Genomic DNA, 20,483 nt, shown 5'->3' with positions numbered 1-20,483 from the left:
CACACCCCTAAAAGAGCAGTAAAAGTAAGATAACTGTAACAATACCTATACCGAAATAGGCAACGTAGTTGTTGACAACTCCCGTTTGAGTAAGCCTCAAAACCTCTCCACACCAAGAGGTAAGGTAGGCTACGCCGTTGACTACCCCGTCTATTACGAACCTGTCAAAGAAGGCGTAAACCTTTCCAAGGCCAAAGCCAAGACCTTTCACAAAGAGGAAGTTGTAAATCTCGTCAAAGTAGTACTTGTTGTAGAGAAGAAGGTAAACAGGCCTGATAACGGGATTTTTTGTAAAAACTTCTGGAGAAATTTTTCTCCAGTAGTAAACCAGTGCAGAGATGAAAAGACCCAGAAATGCAAGTGAAACGGTAATGGTTATGAGTAAGAGCTCTGTTGAATGTGGGAACTCTCTCACGTGGTTGGGAACAGAAGTCTTCAGAAACTCCTCAAACCAACCTCCGAAGAAACCTGCAAAAATGGAAGGAACTGCAAGGAAAATAAGAGGAACCGTCATAACGGCCGGAGATTCGTGAAGGTGCTTCATTTCACGGACGTCAAACCTCTCCTCGCCAAAGAAGACCATAAAGACCAACCTTCCCATGTAGAGGGCTGTAAGGAGAGCTCCGGCAACCAAGAAGAACCAGAAAAAGAGATGGCCGTTTGAAAAAGCAGAAGAGATGATTTTATCCTTGCTGAAAAACCCCGCAAAGGGTGGAATACCGACAAGTGCAAGTGTTCCTATGATAAAGCAAGTAGCCGTTATCTTCATGTACTTGTAAAGCCCACCCATCTTCCTTATGTCCTGCTCACCATTCATGGCGTGGATAACGTTTCCAGAACCCAAAAAGAGGAGAGCTTTAAAGAAAGCGTGGGTGAAAAGGTGAAACATTGCGTAAACGTAAGCTCCGACACCTAAGGCTGCAAACATATAGCCAAGCTGAGAGAGGGTTGAGTAGGCAAGAATTCTTTTAATGTCAAACTGGGTTAAGCCAACAGTTGCAGCTCCAAATGCGGTTATAACCCCTATAGCACCAACTAAGGGAAGGATATATCCACCGTCAAAGATGGGAGAACACCTTGCAACCATAAACACACCGGCAGCAACCATCGTGGCTGCGTGAATTAGTGCAGATATGGGCGTCGGACCTTCCATAGCGTCAGGAAGCCAGGTATGGAGAGGAAACTGGGCAGACTTACCAACTGCACCTCCTAAGAGGAGAAAGCTGATTAAAGAGAGGGTTGCAGCGCTTACCGTTCCAACCTGAGAGAAGACCTTGTGAAAGTCAAGGCTTCCAAAAACCCAGAAGACAGCAACGACGCCTAAAATAAACAGGAAATCGCCTATTCTGTTCATTATGAAGGCCTTTATTGCGGCGTCTGCAGCTCTCTTCCTCTTAAACCAGAAGCCGATTAATAGGTATGAAGAGAGACCAACGGCTTCCCAGCCGAAAAAAAGCTGAAGGAAGTTGGGAGAGAGGACTAAAACCAACATTGAGAAGGTAAAAAGGCCAAGGTAGGAGAAGAACCTGTCGTATCCCGGGTCGTCGTGCATGTAACCTATTGAGTACATGTGAACAAAGAAAGAGACAAAACAGACAACAACGATCATTATCGCCGTTAAAGAGTCTATGTAAGCCCCGAAGGTGGCAGAAAGAGCTCCGGATATTACCCAGTTAAACCAAGTTTCACTTATAACCGCCCCTTTCATCACCTTAAAGAGAACGTAGAAGGAAAGAAGAAGAGAAGTTCCGACGGTTACAAGGCCGAAGTAGTGGGAACGGCGTTTAAATGAACTCCAACCAAAGAGGACCCCAAAACCGGCAAGGAGAAAAGAGACTAAAGGCAGAACGGCTATTAAAAATCCCACTCCCATACTACCACCTCAAGACGGAGAAATCTTCAGTATTAACGCTCTTTCTATACCTGTAGAGGGCAACAACTATGGCAAGGCCAACGGCAGCCTCAGCCGCAGCAACGGCTAAAACGAAGAAGACAAAAACCTCTCCAAACAGGTTCCCGTGGAGTTTAGAAAAGCCAACGAGGAGAACGTTTGCACTGTTTAAGAGGAGCTCCAAAGAGAAGAAGAGGGATATCACGTTCTTCCTTACCACTACTCCGAAAAGCCCAACGGCAAATAAAAGCCCGCTTAAAACGAAAAAGTCAAAAGGTGTCATTCCTCCCTCCTTCCAACTGCAACTGCTCCGACGGTTGCCACGAGGAGAAGAACGGAGACAACCTCAAAGGGTAGAAGGAACCTGTAAAAGAGCGGTAGAGCTATCTCCTTAGCCCCCGAAATCTTTGCCGGAAGTGAGCCACCGTAAAACTTGTAACCTGCGTAGAGAACGGAAATAAAGAGGGCAAGAGAAACTGCTCCTCCGACGGTTAAAGAGAGAGCTCTAATAGGTTCTTTTCCGAAGCTCTTTAAGTCCATAGTCATAAGGGCAAACAGGTAAAGAACGACAATTGCCCCGCCGTAAACTATAACCTGAACTATACCTATAAACTCAGCTCCTGCTGTAAAGTAAACGGCACCGAGGGCTACAAAGGACGCAAGGAGAGAAACTCCTCCCTTAATAACGTTCCTATGGGTAACTGAAACAACGGCAAAGGCAACAGAAAGAGTTGCAAACAGGTAGAAGAAAACCTCCCTCATCTCCTCTTCCTCTCCCACTCCTGATAGTAGCGCCCCAACTCCATCAAGTCTTCCTTGTGAAGGATAAGTTTATCAACAGCATACTGTGAAAACTCGTAAACGTCGGTCATAACTATTGCATCCCTGGGGCAGGCCTCAACACACAAGCCGCAGAAGAGACATCTGGTCAAGTCTACGGTAAAGTCCACAAGCTCCTTCTTCCCGTCTTTACCCTCAGTCATCTCCATGTCTATAACATTACTCGGACACATCTCGGCACAGAGGTAGCAGGCTTCACACCTGTAAGTTCCGTCTGGGTTGAGCTTAAGGGCGTGAATTCCCCTAAATCGCTCTCTGGGAGGAACTTTCTCAAACGGGTAGTGTACTGTAACGGTGGGCTTAAACATTGTCTTCAGGGTTATTGACATACCTTTAAGCAGGTCAACCAAAGCAACTTTCTTCAAAACACCCATTCTTTACCCCACAAGTAGAGCTTCTGCCGCAGCAAGGAACAGGTTGAGTATGGATACGGGAAGAAGAACTTTCCACATAATAGAGAGCATCTGGTCAAACCTGTAACGGGGGAACGTAGCCCTTAACCAGAACGTCAGGAAGATAAAGAACGCAGCCTTACCCAAGTGATAAATGACGCCCAAAACCGGGTATTTGTCGGCAAAAGGACCTCTCCAGCCGCCAAGGAACAGAAGGGAAACCACTAAAGATAGGATAATAATATTGATGTATTCGCCGAAGAAGAAAGCAGCAAACCTCATCCCGGAATACTCCGTGTGGAAACCGCCGACGAGCTCACTCTCACCCTCTGGAAGGTCAAAAGGCGGTCTTCCTACCTCTGCAACCATAACGAAGAGGAATAGGAGAAAGGCTACAGGCTGGTAGAGGATTCCCCACCCATGTTGGGACTGCCACTTAACTATCTCGTTAAAGTCAAAACTTCCATACAGAATAACGGCAGCCATCAAGGCAAAACCCATAGGAAGTTCGTAGCCAAGGACTTGTGCTGCTGCCCTCATTCCGGCTAAGAAGGAATACTTGTCGTTTGACGAGTAACCTGCAAGTATCAGGGCGTAGATGGAGATTGCACTCATCGCCATAACAAAGAGAAGTCCAGACTTTATTGGAACTGCCTGAATAAATCCTATGGGAACGACCGAAGCTGCAAGAAGAGCAGCAAAGACGCTAAAAGACGGAGCAAACATAAAGATGAGCTTGTCTGCGCCTTTGGGAATAATATCTTCCTTGAAGATGAGTTTTACCGCGTCTGCCAAAGGCTGGAGGATACCGTGGAAGCCAACAACCATAGGTCCTGGTCTTTGCTGCATATGACCAAGAACTTTCCTCTCTAAGTAGGTAATCGGCGGAACAGCAACCAACATAAGGCCTACTATAAAAGCCATACTGAGAAGGTTAGCTATCACTTCTTAGGTCCTCCCCAGATGAAACAGGTTGTATCAACGAACTTCTTATTCATCTCTTTGAGCCTTTCAGCTATCACCTTAGCCATCTCCTCAAGGAGCTTTACGGCCAGCTTCGGGTCTTCTTCCTTTAGCTTCTCGTAGCCTTCACGGGTAAGAATGAGGGCATGGGTCTCTTTCTGGGCAACTCCTTTAGAGGAGTGGAACCGGTTGCTGAAGAATGAGAGCTCTCCCAGCGGCGTTCCTTCTTCACTAACTGCAACCTTAACGGGGTTTCCAAAGGGGTCTGGTCTGTAAAGGCCTACCCTTCCCTTAACTATGAAAAATATCTTGTCTCCCGGGTCTCCTTCCTCAAACAGAACTTCACCTTTAGGGTAGACTTTATAGTCAAGGTATTGGGATATCTCCTGAAGCTCTTTTTCAGTAAAACTCTCAAAGAGTGGAAACTGTTTTGCAAGTTCAACTTTTACCATCTAGGCCTCCGCTATCTGACATCTTATTCCTGTAAGGTTTGGAAACTGCCCTTTAAGGAGTTCCGAAACGTCCCTCGTAAACCTCTCAACCCTTAAAAGAACATGCCCCTTAGGAACTTTTTCGTCCTTTCTACAGGAGACGAGGAATTCCCTCTCTCCAACTTTCAGTTTCACCAATTCGGCTTTGGGAAAGTCTTCAGGGTTTAGAAGGAGAACCCTTTCTCCTGCAACTCTCATAACGTTTTCAGAATAGTAGCTCACAGAGTTCCAGCCCGTTCTGTTTAAGAGGACGGTTAAGAGGAGCTCTCCTTTACCCTTCTCAATGAGCCTCTGCCCTGGCTCGTTAACCCTTTCAACCTTTAGTTCCTTATTTACCGCAGGAGTAGTTCTAACAGGAAGTTGAGAGAGAGTATCGGTAAGTGAAAACTCTTTCTCTAAAACTGTTTTAACCTCAAGGGTTCCGTCTATACCGTCAACCGTTCCGTTCTTCTCAAGCCACACCTCTGTAGGGATAACAAGGTCTGCAAGGGAAATGTCTGGAGTGTAGAACGAAGTAAAGAGAACGGTAAACTCTGCCTTTGGGAGCTCCACTCCAGGAAAGTCCCTCTCAAGCTCTCCGTTGACGATAACGTTTACATCTCCGTCAAGCTCACTGGGATGCTTCAGTTTAAAGAGTTTTGTAACCCTTAACGAGTTTGCCTTTGGCGGAACTGCAACGACTTTACCACCGACGACCCTTTCTGAAAGGTAAGCTACAGTTTTCCCTATCTCTTCAGCCTCTGGAGAGAAGAAGGGAAGGCCTGCGACAACAAAGGTAACTTTTTTACCCCTTAGAGACTTTATAAAGGAGTCAACGTTTCTACTACCTGATGAATAGGAGGTATCAATCGTTCCGAGGATTACGTGTTTGAGGGTATCTATCACCTCTGTTTGGTCTACTAAAAGAGTTGAGAACGATACAGAATCAAGTTTTTTAGAGGGGAATACTCCAACCCTTAAAAGTCTTTTTCCTTTCTGAATTACTGAAAGCCTTAAAAGGTTTGAAACGACAGGGTTTATCTCCTCAATAAAGTCCCCAATAACAAAAACAACGTCTGCCTCGTAAATTGAAGAGAACTTGTCTGTTTCAGCTGTTCCTTTAACCTTCTCAAAGCCCTTCAGAAAACTGTAAAAACCTAAAGAGTCTGAGGTTACATTGCCTGTTCCGAAAACGGCTGCGACTTTTTCTAACTCTTCGTTTGTAAGGGAGCTCTCCACGAAGAGGTTTACCCTTTTACCTTCAGTCTTTTCTTTGAGAACCTGAACGGCCTCGTCAAGGGAAACTCTACGGAGCTCCCCGTTTACCCTTAAAAGGGGTTCTCTTAACCTTCTGTCCGAGTAGATAACGTCCCAGCCCCACTTACCCCTAATGCAGAGGTATCCCCTGTTGTGGCCGTCGTTTATTCCGATCCTTCCGACAGCCCTCTTTACCTTCCCGTGGTAGGAGTCTATCTCAACCTTACAGCCGGAGCCACAGAACAGGCAGGTAGTCCAAGTTTTATCCATCCTCCAAGGGCGGTCTTTATACTTAAATGCCCTGTCTAAGAGAGAACCTACAGGGCAAACGTCAACGCAGCTTCCGCAGTGCTCACAGCCACTCTCCACAAAGTCGCCGTTGAAGGGGGAGATGTAGGCCTTATAGCCTCTGTTTAGAATTCCCAAAACTCTGTTTCCCATGTTCTCGCCGCACATCCTTATACAGCGGCGGCACAAGATACACCTATCGTTGTCTATCTCAATGAGAGGCCCTTGAACGACGATGTCCTTCTCCCTTCTCGGCTCCCTGTAACGGGACTTCTTTGGGCCGTGGCGGAAGCCAGTCATCTGAAGTTCACACTCACCAGACTTGTCGCAGATAGGACACTCAAGTGTGTGGTTGTTGAGGATAAGCTCAATAACTCCGGCCCTTGCCCGCCTTACTCTTTCTGTATCTGTCTTTACAACCATGTCAGGCATGGCCTTAAGCGTGCAGGCGGTAACCAGGCGGGGAGCTCCCTCAACCTCAACCAAGCATACCCTACACGCCCCTTCGGGGCGGAGCTCTTTATGGTAGCAGAAAACGGGAATCGTTATTCCGTTCCTCTCTGCAACCTCTAAAACGGTCTCTCCCGGGTATGCTTCACACTCCTTTCCATCTATGACAATCTTGAAACTCTCCATCTACCCTCTCCTGTAAGGGCATCTTCCAAGCTTAATGTGGGTAAGGAACTCCTCTCTAAACTTCCTTACAGACGATGCAACCGGGTTGTGAGCCGCCATTCCAAGTCCGCAGAAAGAGTTCTCCATCGTCTCAGAAATAGAGAGGATTACGTCTAAGTCCTCTTCGCTCCCTTCCCCTTCCTCAATCCTCCTTACAATTCTCACCAGCCAGTCGGTCCCCTCCCTACAGGGGGTGCACTTACCGCAGGACTCGTGTCTAAAGAACTCTATAAGCCTTAAAGCAGCCTTAACTATACAGTCTGTTTCGTCTAAAACCATAACGGCTCCGGAACCAAGCATCGTTCCTGCCTTTGCAAGTGACGGAAAGTCCATAGGAACGTCCACTTCGTCAGCAGTTAGAACGGAGCTTGAAGCTCCACCTGGAAATACAGCTTTTAGCTTCCTGTCCTGAACTATCCCACCTGCATGCTCATAGATTATCTCCGAAAGAGGGGTACCCATTGGAAGCTCGTAAACTCCGGGTCTTTTCACTTTGCCGCTAACGGGGTAGAGTTTGGGACCGGGGCAGTCTGGAGAACCTATACCCGAATACCACTTTCCTCCCCTCTCAATTATGAGGGGAACGTTTGCAAGTGTCTCAACGTTATTAACTACTGTGGGCTTCCACAGGTAACCGGCATTTACCGGGAAGGGCGGCTTAATTCTGGGCTCTCCCCTCTTCCCTTCTAAGGATTCAATAAGAGCAGTCTCCTCACCGCAAATGTAGGCACCTGCACCGCTATGGACGTAGAGGTCAAAGGAGAAGTCCGTTCCGAGGATGTTTTCCCCTAAGAAACCCTTCTCGTAGGCCTCAGCTATTGCCCTCTCTAAAATTCTCTTTCCTATCGGGTATTCACCCCTTAAGTAGATATATCCGTAACGGCAACCAGTTGCATAGGCTCCAATTAACATCCCTTCAATGAGGGCATGGGGGTCTTTCTCTATGATTACTCTATCTTTAAAGGTACAGGGTTCACCTTCGTCGGCGTTGCAGACGAAGAACTTGGGCTCCTTAAGGTCTGCAGCCGCAAACTCCCACTTCATTCCCGTTGGAAAACCTGCACCACCGCGCCCCCTGAGGCCGCTGAGCTTAACCTCCTCTATAACATCCTCAGGGGACATCTCCTTTAAGACTTTCTTAAAGGCCTGATAACCGCCTCCCTTCAGGTAAACCTCTATCGTGTGGGAGTTCTCTTTATCAACGTTCCTAAGAAGCAGTTTCTCCATTCTAACCCTTCCAGCCGTATTTCTTGAGGATTTGGGGAATCTCTTCTAATGAAACGTTTGTATACCTGTCCTCGTTTACGGTTACGGCGGGAGCTCCGTCACAGAGCCCCATACACTCATACTCCTCTACTGTAAAGAGGCCGTCGGGAGTGGTTTCCCCTGGCTTTACCCCAAGGAGCCTACAGATTTCAGAGAGAACTTCCTCTCCACCCCTTAACATACACGAAAGGTTCGTGCAGACCCTTATGACGAACTTTCCCTTCTTCTCCGTGTGGAACATTGCATAAAACCTTGCAACCTCCTCAACCTCTACTAAAGGAACGGATAACTCTTGAGCAATAACTCTCATAATATCGTGGGTTATTGCCGGAAAGTTCTTCTCGGCTATCCAGAGGGCAGGAAGCAGGTAAGACTTCAACTCAGGGTATTTTCCACTCTCTTTTAGTCTCCTCAACTCTTCTCTGAACTCTTCAAGGGTCATCTATCAACCTCTCCCATGAGGGGATCTAAACTACCGATGATAGAGATAACGTCGGCAACGTAGTGGCCTTTGAGGAGCTCCGGTAGAATCGCAATGTTTATAAGTGAAGGTGGCCTAATCCTGAGTCTGTAGGGCTTGTTTGAACCGTCGCTAACTATGTAGTAACCCAACTCTCCCCTCGGCCCCTCAACAGCAGCGTAGACCTCACCCGAAGGGGGAGTTAAGCCGTGGATTACAAGCTCAAAGTGCTGAATTAGACCGACCATCGTATTGTAAACCTCTTCCTTGGGAGGAAGAATAACGGTAGTGTCCTCTATCTGAACAGGGCCTTCAGGCATCATCTCAAGGCACTGTTTTATTATCCTTACAGACTCCCTCATCTCGTCCATTCTAACCCTGTAACGGGCGTAGACGTCCCCTTCCTCGTAGACGGGCACATTGAAGTCTATTCGGTCGTAAACGCAGTAGGGGTAGTATTTCCTGACGTCGTAATCACAGCCTGCAGCCCTCAAGGTTGGCCCTGTAATTCCCCAGTTTATGGCAGTTTCTTTATCTATAACTCCTACTCCTTTAGTTCTTGAGATCCAGATTCTGTTTTCCGTTAAGAGGTCCTCATACTCGTTGAGCTTTTCGGGAAAAACCTCTAAGAATTCGTTGAGCTCGTCTAAAAACCTTTCAGTCGTATCGTAGGCGACTCCCCCGATTCTCATGTAGCCCGTGTGGAGCCTTCCTCCGGCAATTTCCTCAAACAGATCTAAAACCTTCTCCCTCTCCCTGAAGGCGTAGAGGAAGACGCTCATTGCTCCGAGCTCAAGGGCGTGAGTTCCGAGCCAGATAAGGTGGGAGGAGATACGGGTCAGCTCTGCCATTATGACCCTGAGGAACTGAGCCCTTTCGGGTATTTTGTCCTCTATTCCGAGGAGTTTCTCAACGGCAAGGACAAACCCCAGCTCATTTGTGTTGGCAGAAACGTAGTCAACCCTATCAAAGACGGGTAGTATCTGCATGTACTTCCTTGTCTCGGCTAACTTCTCAACTCCCCTGTGAACGTAACCGATTATGGCGTCTGAACCGACTATTTTCTCCCCTTTAAGCTCTAAAACGAGCCTCAAAACGCCGTGTGTAGACGGGTGCTGAGGTCCCATGTTTAGTATTAAGTCAACCTTTTCCCTCTCCATCAACTACTCCCAGTCCCAAACTTCACAGGGCTCTTCATAACCTTCAAGGGGAAAGTCTTTGCGCAAAGGGTAATACGGATACTTCTGAGGGAGGAGAAGTTTTCGGAGCTCCCTGCCAGAAAACTTTATACCGAACATCTCGTAAACTTCCCTCTCCGTCCACTCTGCAGTCTTCCACAGATCTAAAACTGTAGGAACTTCATCGTTTTCAGCCCAGCACTTTACCCTAAGGTTGTGTTTTAGTGGAATTGACCTTAAGTGGTAGACAACCTGAAAACGGGGATTGTGTTCAGGATAGTCAACGGCGGTAACGTCAACCAACATATCCATCTGAAACCGGTCATCGTATTTTAAAAACCCCATAAGCTCCTTTAGGGCAGATTTCTTAACAACTACTGTAACTTCACATCTAAAAACTCCTATCTCCTCTATCTTACCTCTAAAGTGCTCTTTTAAGAGTTTTATCAGACTTTCATCAATATACTTCATCACTCCTCACCCACTATTATGGGTCTGTCCCTTTTTATCTTCTCCTGGAGCATTATGAGTGCCTCGTAAAACGCCTCAGGCTTTGGAGCACAGCCGGGAACGTAAACGTCTACCGGAACTATACAGTCAAGTCCCCTTAGGGTTGAATAGGTCTGAAAGATGTTTCCGCTGATAGCACAGCTACCTATTGCTATTGCCCACTTGGGATCCGGCATCTGGTCCCAAAGCCTCTTTATAATGGGAGCCATCTTCCGGCTTATCGTTCCACACATAATCAAGAGGTCACACTGCCTCGGAGTGTTCCTAAAGATTACGCCAAACCTGTCAAAGTCGTAGCGGGAAGCAGCAGCTGCCATCATCTCTATCCCACAACAAGCAGTAGCAAAGGCTAAAGGCCATAGAGCTCCTTTCCTTCCCCAGTTTATTAAGTCCTGAAGTTTTGTAAGAAAAACGCCGTTCTTTACTCCCATTTGAGAGCTCCTTTAAAGATGGCGTAGACGAACCCGACTAAAAGAATTCCCACAAAGAGAAAAGCCTCAACTATGCCTAAAACTCCAAGCTCTCTAAAGGCAACAGCCCAAGGAAAGAGGAACACGGTTTCAAGGTCAAAAAGGAGAAAAACGAGGGCAACGATGTAGAAGAAGGCAAAGTAGTGGCCTGTTAAGGGTTTAATCTTAGGAATTCCACATTCGTAGGGCTCATACTTTTCTGGGTTGTTCCTGTCAATTTTTAAAAACCTGTTTGTTATAAGGTTAACATTTGGAACTAAAAGTGCCACGGCAAGAGCGACAAGAAAGAAGAGGAAGAGGACAACGTAGAGCTCCAATCGGCTACTCCTTATAGAGAAATTTTTAATATTTGCAAAACAGCAGAGCTATTGTAACAAATTTTTAACATTTGTAGAGCTCAGGGTCGTTAATCTCCATATACTGGCACCTACCCATTCTGTAGAGGTCGTTTCCGTGAACATCATTTACAACAAAGGCAGGAAAATCCTCAACTACAAGTCTTCTTACGGCCTCGGGTCCCAAATCCTCGTAGGCTATTACTTTTGCTTCCTTCACACACCTTGCAAGGTAAGCAGCTGCTCCACCAACAGCTCCAAAGTAAACTCCCTTATACTTAACTATTGCGTCAATTACCTCTTTACTCCTGGTTCCCTTCCCTATCATTCCCTTAAGGCCAACCTCTAAAAGCTTAGGAGCATAAGGATCCATCCTGTAGCTGGTCGTCGGTCCAACTGAACCTATAGGCCTTCCCGGTTTAGCAGGAGCAGGACCTGCGTAGTAGATTATCTGACCCTTTAGGTCAAAAGGCGGTTCCTCTCCCCTTTCAAGGGCTTCTACGATTCTCTTGTGGGCTGCGTCCCTTGCGGTATAGATAACTCCTGAAATAAGGACAAGGTCTCCTGCTTTTAAGTCCTCCCATACGGAGTCATCGGTTATTGGAGCAGTAATCCTTATTGCAGACATGCAAAACCTCCAATCCCTTATTTAGGCAAAGTATAACAAACGGAATAAATTTGCAGCGGGAAAAATTAGGAGGCACTAATGGTAAAGAGCGTAAGAAGGCTATCAGTTCTATTTATAGCTCTATTTATAGCTTTCTTATGTGGAGTGATTACAAATACGCTGTTTAAGATAGAGAAGCCTGCGGAAAGCTTTACTTCACCTTCACTCTACGAAGCTCCTTTTATAAAGCTTATAAGGTATCCTAGCCACATTAGTTTAAAGGGACTGCCCGTTGAGGAAAGGAAACAGAAGTTTATAGAGCTCCTAGTCCCCCTAATAAGAGAGGCAAACAGAGAAGTCCTTTCAGAGAGAAAATTTATACTGAAAGTAAAGAATAAGAAAGCGCTAACCGACAGCGAAAAGGCAGAACTTCAACACCTTATGAAAAAGTATAGGGCAAAAAGTATAGAGGAGCTCCTTTTAAAGGTTAACACAGTTCCAGCAAGCCTAATCTTAGCGCAGGGAGCCATTGAGAGCGGTTGGGGGACTTCAAGGTTTTTCACAGAGGCTAACAACATCTTCGGTATCTACTCGTTTAAAGGAACAAAGTGTCTAAAAGCGAAAAGATCAAAAGCTTGCCTTAAGGTTTATGACAACCTTTACAGCTCGGTAAAGGATTACATCTACAACCTCAACGTAGGATGGGCTTACAGGAAGTTTAGGGAGCTCCGGGCTAAAGGAGCAGATATCTATACACTTTTAGAGAGTTTAGAGCTATACTCAACGAAGAAAAAAGAATACGTGGGGCTTGTGAAAAATGTGGTTAAGAAGAATAATCTTGAGCGTTTTGACGAGCCTGAGCTTGCTTCAAACATCTGTAGCACAGGACAGTAACGGCTACGCCACAGTTTTTATCTTCCACAGGTTTGGAGATAACCGCTATCCCACCACCTCAGTAAGCATGGAAGACTTTAGAAGGGAGATGTTCTACCTGAAGAAAAATAGATATAACGTAATAAGCCTAAAAAAACTCTACCAGTTAATTGAAAAGAAAAAGCCCATTCCTCCTAAAACTGTTGTGATCACGATAGACGACGGCTATAAAACAACAATGAAAGCATACAGAATTCTCAAAGAGATGAACTTCCCCTTTACCGTTTTCCTCTACATGGAGGCCGTTGACAGCTATCCGGACTTCTTAACTAAAGAGCAAATAAAAGAACTGGAATCATCTGGCTTTGTCGACTTTGAGAACCACCTTTACAGCCATCCCAACTTAGCAAAGTGGAGACTTAAACTTACAAAAAAGGAATACATAGAGAAATTAACCAAGGAAAAGGAGTTATCAGAGAGAAAATTTGAGAAACTGTTTGGAAGAAAACCGGAATTTTTAGCCTTCCCATATGGAAACTACGACAAGATAAGCGTAAAGTTCTTTAAAGATAGTGGATACAAACTCCTTATGACACAGGACAGAGGAAACTACAACGGAAAAGGAATTTTAGTCCCCCGAATGGCCGTCGTCGGCAGTCAGTCAAGCTTTAGGAAGTTCGTTTCAGATCTAAACATTGAGCCGCTACCGGTAGTTAAACATGAGCCAGACTACGGAGTTTACTTGAAAGATACCGTCAAACCTGTTTTCTATATAGAAAACCCTGAGAAGTATAAAAACTGCTGGATATATACCACTAAAAACGGTTGGGTTAAAGGAATAAAGAAGGGAAACAGGGTAGAGAGCTCCAGTCAATTTAGGATTAAGAACTCAGCAACAAGAATTGGAATAAAGTGTTGGAACACAGAAACCAAACGGAAAGCGGAGTTCTTCTTCCTCCTCCTCCATTAGAATCATTAAAGAGATTTGAAAGATTAAGAAAATAAGGGGGCATAAAGCCCCCTGTTTAAGAAAGGATTTCGTCTATTGTAATAACCTCGCCAACCCTTCCTGTAATGTCAGGACCCGGTTTGAGGGTCTTCTTGCCAGGTCTCCAGTTTGCAGGGCAGGCTTCGTCTGGATGCTCGTAAACGTACTTCCAAGCGTCAAGCTGACGGAGTAGCTCGTTAACGTTCCTTCCAACAGGCGGGTTAAGAACTTCCTCTGCTACTATAACCCCGTCTGGATTGATGATGAACCTTCCCCTTCTGGCAATTCCTGCTTCCTCAATGTAGACGCCGTAAGTCCTTGAAACAGCTCCTGTTGGGTCTGCTCCAAGTAGGAACTTTACATCCTTCATCAGAGGCTCTACTTCACAGAAAATCTGGTGGCTGAAGACGGTATCCGTTGAGATAGCAAGAACTTCTGCTCCCCTTGCTTTTATCTCGTCATACTTAGCTGCGACCGCAGCTAACTCCGTTGGTCAGACGTAGGTAAAGTCTGCCGGGTAGAAGCAGAGAACTAAGAACTTACCCTCGTTGTTTGGAACGTAATCTGAAAGCTGAACATCCACATAAGCTTTCTTTACAGGGTCGTAAGCTTGCACCTTAAAATCGGGTGCTTTCTGACCTACAAGTGCCATCTCTTCCCTCCTTCAAATTGTTTTCACTAACTTCATTACTATATTAAAGTCTAAGTGTTTTAAGGGTCAACTATACTTTAAATTGAGGTTATCTATGTTAAAATTCTGGAAAATAGATGTAACAAAAGAGTGTCAGTTGATAAGTGCCGTAGCTTCTGTTACAGAGTCAAAAAAGAAAGCTAAAAGGCTTATAGACGAAGGTCTCGTCTCTGTCTCAGGAGTAAAAGAGCTCCGCTACAGACAGACTGTTAAAAGGGGAAAAAGCGTTGAGTTCTGTATAAATCCACTTCTCTTTAAGCCGAAAAAACCGGAGCTCCTTTACAGAAAAGACGGCATTTTAGTGGTCAACAAGCCTCCATTTATCAACAGCAACGTAGATAAGCCCAACCTTGAAGAGCTCCTCTGGAAAACTTACGGAAAAGGGGTTAAAGTTGTTCACAGACTTGATAAACAGACATCCGGGGCAATTGTAGCAGTTGAAACAAAAGAGTTGTTTGAAAAGTTTAAGGAGCTCTTTAGGAGAAAGCAAATTAAGAAGGAGTATTTACTTATAGTTCCATCAACTCCTAAATGGGATAGAAAGAAGATTGAGTTCAGACTTGACGGAAAAGAGGCAATAACCGAAGTTACCGTTCTAAAGCGGTTTAGGAAGGGAGCTCTCCTCCTTGCAGAAATTCCCACTGGAAGGAAACACCAGATAAGGAGACATCTGTCTAAAATAGGCATTCCTGTAGCTGGAGAGTTTCTATACTACAAAGGCCCCTACTCTTTCCCTTTTAACTTCTCTCCAAGGATACTCCTCCACAGCTACAGTCTGGAGTTTAAACACCCGGTTTCTGGGGAAATGTTAAAAGTAAAAGCCCCCCTTCCGGGGGACTTTAAGGAGTTTTTAGAATCTTTAGAGGAAATCCATTTTGACGTTAAAGAGCTAACGCTCTAAGAATATTGACAGGTCAATATCAAGACCGGAATTTCTCAGCTTCCTCAAGGCTTTAGACTCTATCTGCCTAATTCTCTCCCTCGTAACTTTTAACTCTTTACCTACCTGTTCCAATGTGTGTTCAGGGTAACCGTCTAAACCGAAGCGGAGCTTTATAACAAGAGCTTCCCTCTCGCTGAGCTGAGAGAGAAGCTGAGCAACTTTTTCCTGAAGGTCTTTCTTGATTACTTCGTACTCCGGAATGGGACTCTTTGTATCCTCTATAAAGTCCCTTAAAGTGCTGTCCTCATCGTCTCCTACTGGAGTTTCAAGGGAAACGGGCTCTTGAGCCAGCTGAAGGATAGAGCGGACTTTGCTTGACGGCATCTTTAAACGCTCTGCTATCTCTTCAGGTCTAGGCTCCCTACCCATTTCAAGAAACATCTGACGGGAGACTTTAATAACCTTGTTTATCGTCTCTATCATGTGAACAGGTATTCTTATCGTTCTGGCCTGATCTGCTATCGCCCTCGTTATGGCTTGCCTTATCCACCAAGTTGCGTAGGTGCTGAACTTATAACCTCTTCTATACTCAAACTTATCAACGGCCTTCATGAGGCCGATGTTTCCCTCCTGAATAAGGTCTAAGAAGTGGAGCCCCCTGTTTATATACTTTTTTGCTATACTGACAACAAGCCTAAGGTTTGAGCGAACCAAAATCTGCTTTGCTTCCTGAGAGTCCTTCTTGTAGAAGTGAATCTTCTCTGCCAACTTGTAAAAGGCATTTCTGGGCATCTTTATGGAATCAAGGGTCTGCTTGTAGGTCTGTTTCGTGTCCAAATACTTCTTAACCATCTTCCTTATTTCTCTGGTAGTGTAAGGGGAAGCGTCTATCTTTTCCCTTATCTCGTCATCGTCAAGGCGGCTACAGATCTCGTCAATGGGGATTCCAAGGAAAGAGAGCTTACCGCTCAGCTTCTGAATACTCTTCTCGCTTCGCTTTAAAACCGAGTATTTCCTGTAAATGTCCTCTGCAAGCCTTTCGTAAATAGAGTAAGAAAGGGGAAGCTGCCTCAGAAGACCGTTAATTTTTGCCCAAGTCTTTAAAAACTCCCTCTTAACCTCTTTATCCTTTTTGTTCCTCTGATACTGCTTCTGAAGCTTCTCAAGCGTGGGAAGGAGCTCCCTCAGCTCATCTACTATTGCAAAGAACTTTTTCCTCCTCTGACTCTCTCCTCCCTCGGCAAACTCATCCGGAGAACGCATAATGTCCCTTACTTTTAAATTACCGCTCTTAATCTTCTCCTCAACTTCCAAAACGTAGTCAAGAATAGCTCTGGTTTTAAGAAGGTACCTAACGAGGGCTTTTCTCCCGAGCTCAACTCTCTTTGCAAGGGCTATCTCCTCGTGACGTTTAAGGAGCGAAATATCGCTCATTTCCCTCAAGTAGAGCCTAATGGGGTCGTCGGAACGGGGAAGAGTATCGGGGGCTATAGTTATCTGGAGTTTAGAGAGGTCTACATGTGCCTCTCCCTCTTTTGGTATAATTTGGATGTCATACTCATCTAACTGGGTTATGAGCTCTTCTATCAGTTCTGGTGTGAGCACCTCCTCGTCAAGGTGCTCCATCAGTTCGTCAAAGGTGATGTAGCCCTTGTCCTTTCCCAAGGCTATGATCTCATCAAAGTTCAGCCGCTCCAAGGCCGCCTCCTTCTAATTTATGGTTTGGAGTTGCTCAACTATCTCAAAGTTTCCTTTTTTCAGCTCAAATATCAGCTTTTTCATCCCAACCCTTTCGTGGAAGTTCTCAGCTCTTTTTATCCTTCTCTCAAGCTCTTTCACAATAACTCTACAGACGTAACGGCGGAGCTCCTGCTCAGAAATCTCCATGAATAGAACGTCTGATATAAGGGAGGAGAGCTCCGGGTAGAGAGACTGTAGAGCTGTAACATCCCTCTCTCCGGTTTGGGAAATTAAGAAGTATAGCTTTGCCACTTTTTGAGAAACGAAAATGTTAGGGGAGATGTCTATCGGGAGTTCCATTCCTTCAAAGAGAGCTCTAAGGAAAGCCTTCTCGTAAATCGGAATTGGGTCTTCAGAGAGAAAAGTTTCCTCTCTCCTGCGGAACTTGGGAATCTGAGACCTTAACCAGGATTCATCTACTCCAAACTCGGCAGAGAGCCTTGAGAAATATTCCTTAAAGAGAAAAGGATTTTTTTCTCGGAGGTTGGCGACGGCAAGGGCAACCTGTTTGAGGAGCTCCGGCTGGTCAACGGAAGGGACAGACTTCACCGTTTTAACAGCCCACTCAATAAAGGGAACGGGAGATAAAAGGAGCTCCCTCAAAACTTCCGTAGAGTTCCTTACCATAGAGTCCGGGTCTTCACCTTCCGGCAGCTGAACGACAAGCGGTTCACATCCAAACTTATAGAGAAGCCCCGCAGCCCTTATTGTCGCCTTCCTACCTGCTGAATCACCGTCAAAAATGAGAATGGGAGACTGGGTATAACGTCTTAGGAACTTTACGTGGTTTTCCGTCAGGGAAGTTCCCATAGGAGCAACAGCTCCGTAGATACCTACCTTATAGAGGGAAATAACGTCAAAGTAACCCTCAACGATAATTGCCCTTCTCTCTTTGAGGATAAATTCCTTTGACTGGTAGAAACCGTAAAGGGTTGAATTCTTCTTAAAAAACGAACTTTCAGGGCTGTTGATATATTTAGGCTCCTGTCCCTCTTTAAGAGCTCTTCCTGCGAAGGCAACAACCTTACCAGACTGGTTAAATATGGGAATTATCAGTCTCTCCCTGAAAAACTCTTTGCCCTTTGAGCTCTTTAAACCTAACTGAACGAGTGCTTCACCTTTAACCTTAAGGTCTTTCAAGTAACCGGCAGGAGCATACCCCAAGAGGAATTTCTCTGCCGTTTTCCCGTCAACTCCCCTCTCAGTCAGGTAATCCTCAATCTCTTTTAAACAGCTGTGGAAATATTTGGCAGCCTTAAGGCCTGCTTCCTCTACCTCTAAAGCTGAACTGTCTTCTTCAAAGGCATCTTGAGGGAGCTCCACCCCTGCAATCTCTGCAACCCTCTTTACAGCCTCAAAGAAAGAGAGGTTTTCATACTGCTGAACGAAAGTTATTACGTTTCCACCTACACCGCAGCCGAAACACTTAAATATCTGCTTTTCAGGGCTTACAACGAAGGAAGGAGTCTTTTCAGGGTGGAAGGGGCACAGGGCGACGAAGTTCCTTCCGGACTGTTTAAGAGTTATGTAGTGTGATATGATATCTACGATGTCTACCTGTGACAGTAGCTCCTGAACGAAAGAGCGGGAGACCCTGGAGCTCCCCAATTATATCACCTCATTTTCTCTTTATATGGCCTTTCTAAAATTATTCGGGTAAAAAACAAAGTCAACTTTTTCTGTAGGAAACCAGAAGCAGAAGTGTTCCTATAAAAACCCCTACATCTGCAACGTTAAACGTGGGGTAGTGGTAGCTCCTAAAGTGAAAATCTATAAAGTCAATTACCCTTCCGTTAAAAATTCTCTCGTAGAGGTTACCTAAAGCACCTCCGGCTATAAGTCCTAAAGAGAGTGAAAGCTTGTAGTTCAAATCTTTTTTTCTGAAGACGTAGTAGAAAATGAAAACAACTACAGCTGCAGGAATAAACAGGAGAAACAGCTTTCTCACAACCTCATTTCCGCCGGAAAAGAGGCTAAAGGCTGCCCCTCTGTTCTCTGCGAGTCTCAGTGAAAAGAAACCGGGAATAACTGAAATCGGGTGGTGGAGCTCCTTAACAGCCCATACCTTCGTAACCCTGTCTAATAGGAAAGTTAAAAACAGTGTTAAAAGGAAAGTCCACCTCATTAAACCCTCGCAAACAGGAATGTTAAATCTGAAAGAAAGTGGAAGATAATGGAAGCTCCGATAGAGCCGCTCTTCTCATAAAGAAACCCCATAACCAAAGAGGGAAAGAAGACGATAAACCGTGAAGGGTCGTAGTAGACAAGGGCGTGTGCAATCCCAAAGAGGACGCTTGAGATAAGGTTGTTCTTAGTAAGAGGGCCGACGAGCTTCTCATTCTCAAAAACGGAGTAGAAAAACCCCCTAAAAAACGTCTCCTCTCCCACTGCAACATCAAGGTAAAAAGGAACTGCAGAAACTAACCTATCAAAGTCAAAGGGGAGCTTGTTGGGAGCTCCCAAGTAGTAAACGGGAAGGATAATCAGAGAAGCTCCCAATCCCCAAAGAATACCCCTTAAAAAGTTCCTGTATCCCAGGTCAAAAGGAGTTCTTCCAAACAGAAACATAGGGACTCCAACAAGGACAAGAGGAAGGAAAAGGCCTGTTAAGTTCGGGAAAAAACTAACGGAGACGGCAGTAAAGATGACAACTCCAAAGTATGCCCTGAAAAAAGAGCAAGATTTACAGTTAAGCATACTACTCCCTATCGTCTATAATTCAACTGTTACAAAATTATGCCAGGAGAGAGAAATGGCGACCTACTTCGTAAAAGTGTTTATAACTTACAGGAAAGGCGTTTTAGACCCTCAGGGAGTAGCCGTTGAAAAAGCTGCCCACCAGTTAGGGTTCACAAAGGTTAAGAACGTAAGAGTGGGTAAATACATAACGATGGAAATTGATGCAGAAACTCCCGACGAGGTAAAGAGGGAAATTGAAGAAATGGCTAAGAAGTTCTTAGTCAATCCGGTAATTGAGGAGTATACCTACGAAATTGAAGAGGTTGAAAGATGAAGTTCGGAATACCCGTTTACCCCGGAAGCAACTGCGATAGAGACGTAGGATGGGTGGTTGAAAAGGTTTTAGGCCACGAGGCCGTTTACCTGTGGCACGCCGAAAAAGACCTAAAGGGAGTTGACTGCGTTATAGTTCCCGGAGGTTTCTCCTACGGAGACTACCTAAGGGCTGGAGCAATGGCGAAGCTCTCCCCCGTTACAGAGGCCATCTGTGAGTTTGCAGAGAGAGGCGGCCTTGTTATGGGAATCTGTAACGGTTTTCAGATACTCCTTGAGGCAGGGCTACTTCCGGGAGCTATGCTTCCCAACAAAACCCTCTCGTTTATCTGTAAGTTTGTCCACCTAAGGGTAGAGAATAACCAAACGCCCTTTACTCACCTGTATAAAAAGGGAGAAGTCGTAAGAATCCCCATAGCCCACGCAGAGGGGAACTACACCTGCCCGTCGGAAACTTTAAAGGAGATAGAGGATAATGGGCAGGTTGTTGTCAGGTATTCCTCTCCGGAAGGGGAAGTTTCTGAAGAGTTTAACCCAAACGGTTCACTGAACAACATAGCAGGAATCTGTAACAAGAGAGGTAACGTCTTCGGCCTTATGCCCCACCCTGAGAGGGCTTCAGAGGTGATTTTAGGCTCCGTAGATGGCCTCAGAATGTTTCAGTCAATAGTTGAAAGCGTTGTAAGGGCTTAAA

The 20,483-nt window shown here is 45.4% G+C and carries 24 protein-coding genes; 5 read left to right on the top strand and 19 right to left on the bottom strand.

Going from position 1 to position 20,483, the window contains the following annotated elements:
• Nucleotides 1-7: 7 nt before the first annotated feature.
• From nuoL to ACZ424_RS01090, 14 genes are all read right to left on the bottom strand, one after another.
• Nucleotides 8-1,873 (bottom strand): NADH-quinone oxidoreductase subunit L, encoded by a 1,866-nt coding sequence (gene nuoL, locus ACZ424_RS01155; RefSeq protein ID WP_464904687.1) that lies wholly within the window; start codon nt 1,871-1,873, stop codon nt 8-10.
• A gap of 1 nt (nt 1,874) precedes the next feature.
• Nucleotides 1,875-2,174, bottom strand: coding sequence for an NADH-quinone oxidoreductase subunit NuoK (nuoK, locus tag ACZ424_RS01150; RefSeq protein WP_464904686.1), 300 nt, complete (start codon nt 2,172-2,174; stop codon nt 1,875-1,877).
• Nucleotides 2,171-2,653: an NADH-quinone oxidoreductase subunit J family protein gene (locus tag ACZ424_RS01145; RefSeq protein ID WP_464904685.1), complete on the bottom strand. Its 483-nt coding sequence runs from the start codon at nt 2,651-2,653 to the stop codon at nt 2,171-2,173. The genes nuoK and ACZ424_RS01145 overlap by 4 nt, the downstream gene beginning before the upstream one ends.
• Nucleotides 2,650-3,105 (bottom strand): NADH-quinone oxidoreductase subunit NuoI, encoded by a 456-nt coding sequence (nuoI, locus tag ACZ424_RS01140; RefSeq protein ID WP_464904684.1) that lies wholly within the window; start codon nt 3,103-3,105, stop codon nt 2,650-2,652. The genes ACZ424_RS01145 and nuoI overlap by 4 nt, the downstream gene beginning before the upstream one ends.
• A 3-nt stretch (nt 3,106-3,108) precedes the next feature.
• On the bottom strand, nt 3,109-4,068 hold the full coding sequence (nuoH, locus tag ACZ424_RS01135) for an NADH-quinone oxidoreductase subunit NuoH (RefSeq protein ID WP_464904683.1): 960 nt from the start codon (nt 4,066-4,068) through the stop codon (nt 3,109-3,111).
• Entirely contained in the window at nt 4,065-4,538 is a 474-nt protein-coding gene (locus tag ACZ424_RS01130) for a Crp/Fnr family transcriptional regulator (RefSeq protein ID WP_464904682.1), read from the bottom strand. The genes nuoH and ACZ424_RS01130 overlap by 4 nt, the downstream gene beginning before the upstream one ends.
• A complete protein-coding gene (locus tag ACZ424_RS01125) occupies nt 4,539-6,737 on the bottom strand; it encodes a 2Fe-2S iron-sulfur cluster-binding protein (protein WP_464904681.1) in 2,199 nt (732 codons plus the stop codon).
• The gene (gene nuoF / locus ACZ424_RS01120) at nt 6,738-8,003 is read right to left on the bottom strand and encodes an NADH-quinone oxidoreductase subunit NuoF (RefSeq protein ID WP_464904680.1); all 1,266 of its coding nucleotides are present in this window, start codon (nt 8,001-8,003) and stop codon (nt 6,738-6,740) included.
• 1 nt (nt 8,004) lies between these two features.
• Nucleotides 8,005-8,484 (bottom strand): NADH-quinone oxidoreductase subunit NuoE family protein, encoded by a 480-nt coding sequence (locus tag ACZ424_RS01115; RefSeq protein ID WP_464904679.1) that lies wholly within the window; start codon nt 8,482-8,484, stop codon nt 8,005-8,007.
• Nucleotides 8,481-9,662 (bottom strand): NADH dehydrogenase (quinone) subunit D, encoded by a 1,182-nt coding sequence (nuoD, locus tag ACZ424_RS01110; RefSeq protein WP_464904678.1) that lies wholly within the window; start codon nt 9,660-9,662, stop codon nt 8,481-8,483. Before nuoD ends, ACZ424_RS01115 begins: the two co-directional genes overlap by 4 nt.
• Before the next feature lie 3 nt (nt 9,663-9,665).
• Complete coding sequence (locus ACZ424_RS01105; RefSeq protein WP_464904677.1) at nt 9,666-10,151, bottom strand: NADH-quinone oxidoreductase subunit C; 486 nt, start codon at nt 10,149-10,151, stop codon at nt 9,666-9,668.
• A complete protein-coding gene (locus tag ACZ424_RS01100; protein ID WP_464904676.1) occupies nt 10,151-10,621 on the bottom strand; it encodes an NADH-quinone oxidoreductase subunit B in 471 nt (156 codons plus the stop codon). The genes ACZ424_RS01105 and ACZ424_RS01100 overlap by 1 nt, the downstream gene beginning before the upstream one ends.
• Complete coding sequence (locus ACZ424_RS01095; protein ID WP_464904675.1) at nt 10,612-10,977, bottom strand: NADH-quinone oxidoreductase subunit A; 366 nt, start codon at nt 10,975-10,977, stop codon at nt 10,612-10,614. Before ACZ424_RS01095 ends, ACZ424_RS01100 begins: the two co-directional genes overlap by 10 nt.
• A 64-nt stretch (nt 10,978-11,041) precedes the next feature.
• Nucleotides 11,042-11,623 carry a Fe-S-containing hydro-lyase gene (locus ACZ424_RS01090; protein ID WP_464904674.1) on the bottom strand — a complete coding sequence of 194 codons (582 nt, stop codon included), beginning with the start codon at nt 11,621-11,623 and terminating at the stop codon, nt 11,042-11,044.
• A gap of 78 nt (nt 11,624-11,701) precedes the next feature.
• Between ACZ424_RS01090 and ACZ424_RS01085 the strand changes: the two genes are divergently transcribed.
• Nucleotides 11,702-12,496, top strand: coding sequence for a glucosaminidase domain-containing protein (locus tag ACZ424_RS01085; RefSeq protein ID WP_464904673.1), 795 nt, complete (start codon nt 11,702-11,704; stop codon nt 12,494-12,496).
• On the top strand, nt 12,441-13,445 hold the full coding sequence (locus tag ACZ424_RS01080) for a polysaccharide deacetylase family protein (protein ID WP_464904672.1): 1,005 nt from the start codon (nt 12,441-12,443) through the stop codon (nt 13,443-13,445). The genes ACZ424_RS01085 and ACZ424_RS01080 overlap by 56 nt, the downstream gene beginning before the upstream one ends.
• A gap of 55 nt (nt 13,446-13,500) precedes the next feature.
• On the opposite strand, the gene ACZ424_RS01075 is transcribed toward ACZ424_RS01080, so the two are convergent.
• Nucleotides 13,501-14,115 carry a peroxiredoxin gene (locus ACZ424_RS01075; RefSeq protein ID WP_464904671.1) on the bottom strand — a complete coding sequence of 205 codons (615 nt, stop codon included), beginning with the start codon at nt 14,113-14,115 and terminating at the stop codon, nt 13,501-13,503.
• A gap of 94 nt (nt 14,116-14,209) precedes the next feature.
• On the opposite strand from ACZ424_RS01075, the gene ACZ424_RS01070 reads away from it, so the two are divergent.
• The gene (locus ACZ424_RS01070; RefSeq protein ID WP_464904670.1) at nt 14,210-15,055 is read left to right on the top strand and encodes an RluA family pseudouridine synthase; all 846 of its coding nucleotides are present in this window, start codon (nt 14,210-14,212) and stop codon (nt 15,053-15,055) included.
• On the opposite strand, the gene rpoD is transcribed toward ACZ424_RS01070, so the two are convergent.
• From rpoD to ACZ424_RS01050, 4 genes are all read right to left on the bottom strand, one after another.
• Nucleotides 15,044-16,735 carry an RNA polymerase sigma factor RpoD gene (gene rpoD, locus ACZ424_RS01065; RefSeq protein ID WP_464904669.1) on the bottom strand — a complete coding sequence of 564 codons (1,692 nt, stop codon included), beginning with the start codon at nt 16,733-16,735 and terminating at the stop codon, nt 15,044-15,046. The two genes, ACZ424_RS01070 and rpoD, sit on opposite strands and share 12 nt — an antisense overlap.
• Before the next feature lie 12 nt (nt 16,736-16,747).
• Nucleotides 16,748-18,385, bottom strand: coding sequence for a DNA primase (gene dnaG, locus ACZ424_RS01060; protein ID WP_464904668.1), 1,638 nt, complete (start codon nt 18,383-18,385; stop codon nt 16,748-16,750).
• A gap of 61 nt (nt 18,386-18,446) precedes the next feature.
• Nucleotides 18,447-18,902 (bottom strand): signal peptidase II, encoded by a 456-nt coding sequence (lspA, locus tag ACZ424_RS01055; RefSeq protein ID WP_464904667.1) that lies wholly within the window; start codon nt 18,900-18,902, stop codon nt 18,447-18,449.
• On the bottom strand, nt 18,902-19,474 hold the full coding sequence (locus tag ACZ424_RS01050; RefSeq protein ID WP_464904666.1) for a CPBP family glutamic-type intramembrane protease: 573 nt from the start codon (nt 19,472-19,474) through the stop codon (nt 18,902-18,904). The genes lspA and ACZ424_RS01050 overlap by 1 nt, the downstream gene beginning before the upstream one ends.
• Before the next feature lie 55 nt (nt 19,475-19,529).
• Here ACZ424_RS01050 and purS point away from each other — a divergent pair, with 55 nt between their 5' ends.
• A complete protein-coding gene (gene purS / locus ACZ424_RS01045) occupies nt 19,530-19,790 on the top strand; it encodes a phosphoribosylformylglycinamidine synthase subunit PurS (protein WP_464904665.1) in 261 nt (86 codons plus the stop codon).
• Nucleotides 19,787-20,482, top strand: a complete 696-nt coding sequence (purQ, locus tag ACZ424_RS01040) for a phosphoribosylformylglycinamidine synthase subunit PurQ (protein ID WP_464904664.1) — start codon at nt 19,787-19,789, stop codon at nt 20,480-20,482. The genes purS and purQ overlap by 4 nt, the downstream gene beginning before the upstream one ends.
• The last annotated feature ends 1 nt before the right edge of the window (nt 20,483 follow it).

Source organism: Thermovibrio ruber (genome assembly GCF_055380895.1).
The sequence above is the reverse complement of the archived record's forward strand: the minus strand, read 5'-3'. Positions and strand labels throughout refer to the sequence as shown.

Excerpts from the sequence above, each read along its gene's own strand:
- nuoL (WP_464904687.1), bottom strand. The coding sequence starts at position 1,873 with ATGGGAGTGGGATTTTTAATAGCCGTTCTGCCTTTAGTCTCTTTTCTC.
- nuoK (WP_464904686.1), bottom strand. The coding sequence starts at position 2,174 with ATGACACCTTTTGACTTTTTCGTTTTAAGCGGGCTTTTATTTGCCGTT.
- ACZ424_RS01145 (WP_464904685.1), bottom strand. The coding sequence starts at position 2,653 with ATGAGGGAGGTTTTCTTCTACCTGTTTGCAACTCTTTCTGTTGCCTTT.
- nuoI (WP_464904684.1), bottom strand. The coding sequence starts at position 3,105 with ATGGGTGTTTTGAAGAAAGTTGCTTTGGTTGACCTGCTTAAAGGTATG.
- ACZ424_RS01130 (WP_464904682.1), bottom strand. The coding sequence starts at position 4,538 with ATGGTAAAAGTTGAACTTGCAAAACAGTTTCCACTCTTTGAGAGTTTT.
- ACZ424_RS01125 (WP_464904681.1), bottom strand. The coding sequence starts at position 6,737 with ATGGAGAGTTTCAAGATTGTCATAGATGGAAAGGAGTGTGAAGCATAC.
- nuoF (WP_464904680.1), bottom strand. The coding sequence starts at position 8,003 with ATGGAGAAACTGCTTCTTAGGAACGTTGATAAAGAGAACTCCCACACG.
- ACZ424_RS01115 (WP_464904679.1), bottom strand. The coding sequence starts at position 8,484 with ATGACCCTTGAAGAGTTCAGAGAAGAGTTGAGGAGACTAAAAGAGAGT.
- nuoD (WP_464904678.1), bottom strand. The coding sequence starts at position 9,662 with ATGGAGAGGGAAAAGGTTGACTTAATACTAAACATGGGACCTCAGCAC.
- ACZ424_RS01105 (WP_464904677.1), bottom strand. The coding sequence starts at position 10,151 with ATGAAGTATATTGATGAAAGTCTGATAAAACTCTTAAAAGAGCACTTT.
- ACZ424_RS01100 (WP_464904676.1), bottom strand. The coding sequence starts at position 10,621 with ATGGGAGTAAAGAACGGCGTTTTTCTTACAAAACTTCAGGACTTAATA.
- ACZ424_RS01090 (WP_464904674.1), bottom strand. The coding sequence starts at position 11,623 with ATGTCTGCAATAAGGATTACTGCTCCAATAACCGATGACTCCGTATGG.
- ACZ424_RS01085 (WP_464904673.1), top strand. The coding sequence starts at position 11,702 with ATGGTAAAGAGCGTAAGAAGGCTATCAGTTCTATTTATAGCTCTATTT.
- ACZ424_RS01070 (WP_464904670.1), top strand. The coding sequence starts at position 14,210 with ATGTTAAAATTCTGGAAAATAGATGTAACAAAAGAGTGTCAGTTGATA.
- lspA (WP_464904667.1), bottom strand. The coding sequence starts at position 18,902 with ATGAGGTGGACTTTCCTTTTAACACTGTTTTTAACTTTCCTATTAGAC.
- ACZ424_RS01050 (WP_464904666.1), bottom strand. The coding sequence starts at position 19,474 with ATGCTTAACTGTAAATCTTGCTCTTTTTTCAGGGCATACTTTGGAGTT.
- purS (WP_464904665.1), top strand. The coding sequence starts at position 19,530 with ATGGCGACCTACTTCGTAAAAGTGTTTATAACTTACAGGAAAGGCGTT.
- purQ (WP_464904664.1), top strand. The coding sequence starts at position 19,787 with ATGAAGTTCGGAATACCCGTTTACCCCGGAAGCAACTGCGATAGAGAC.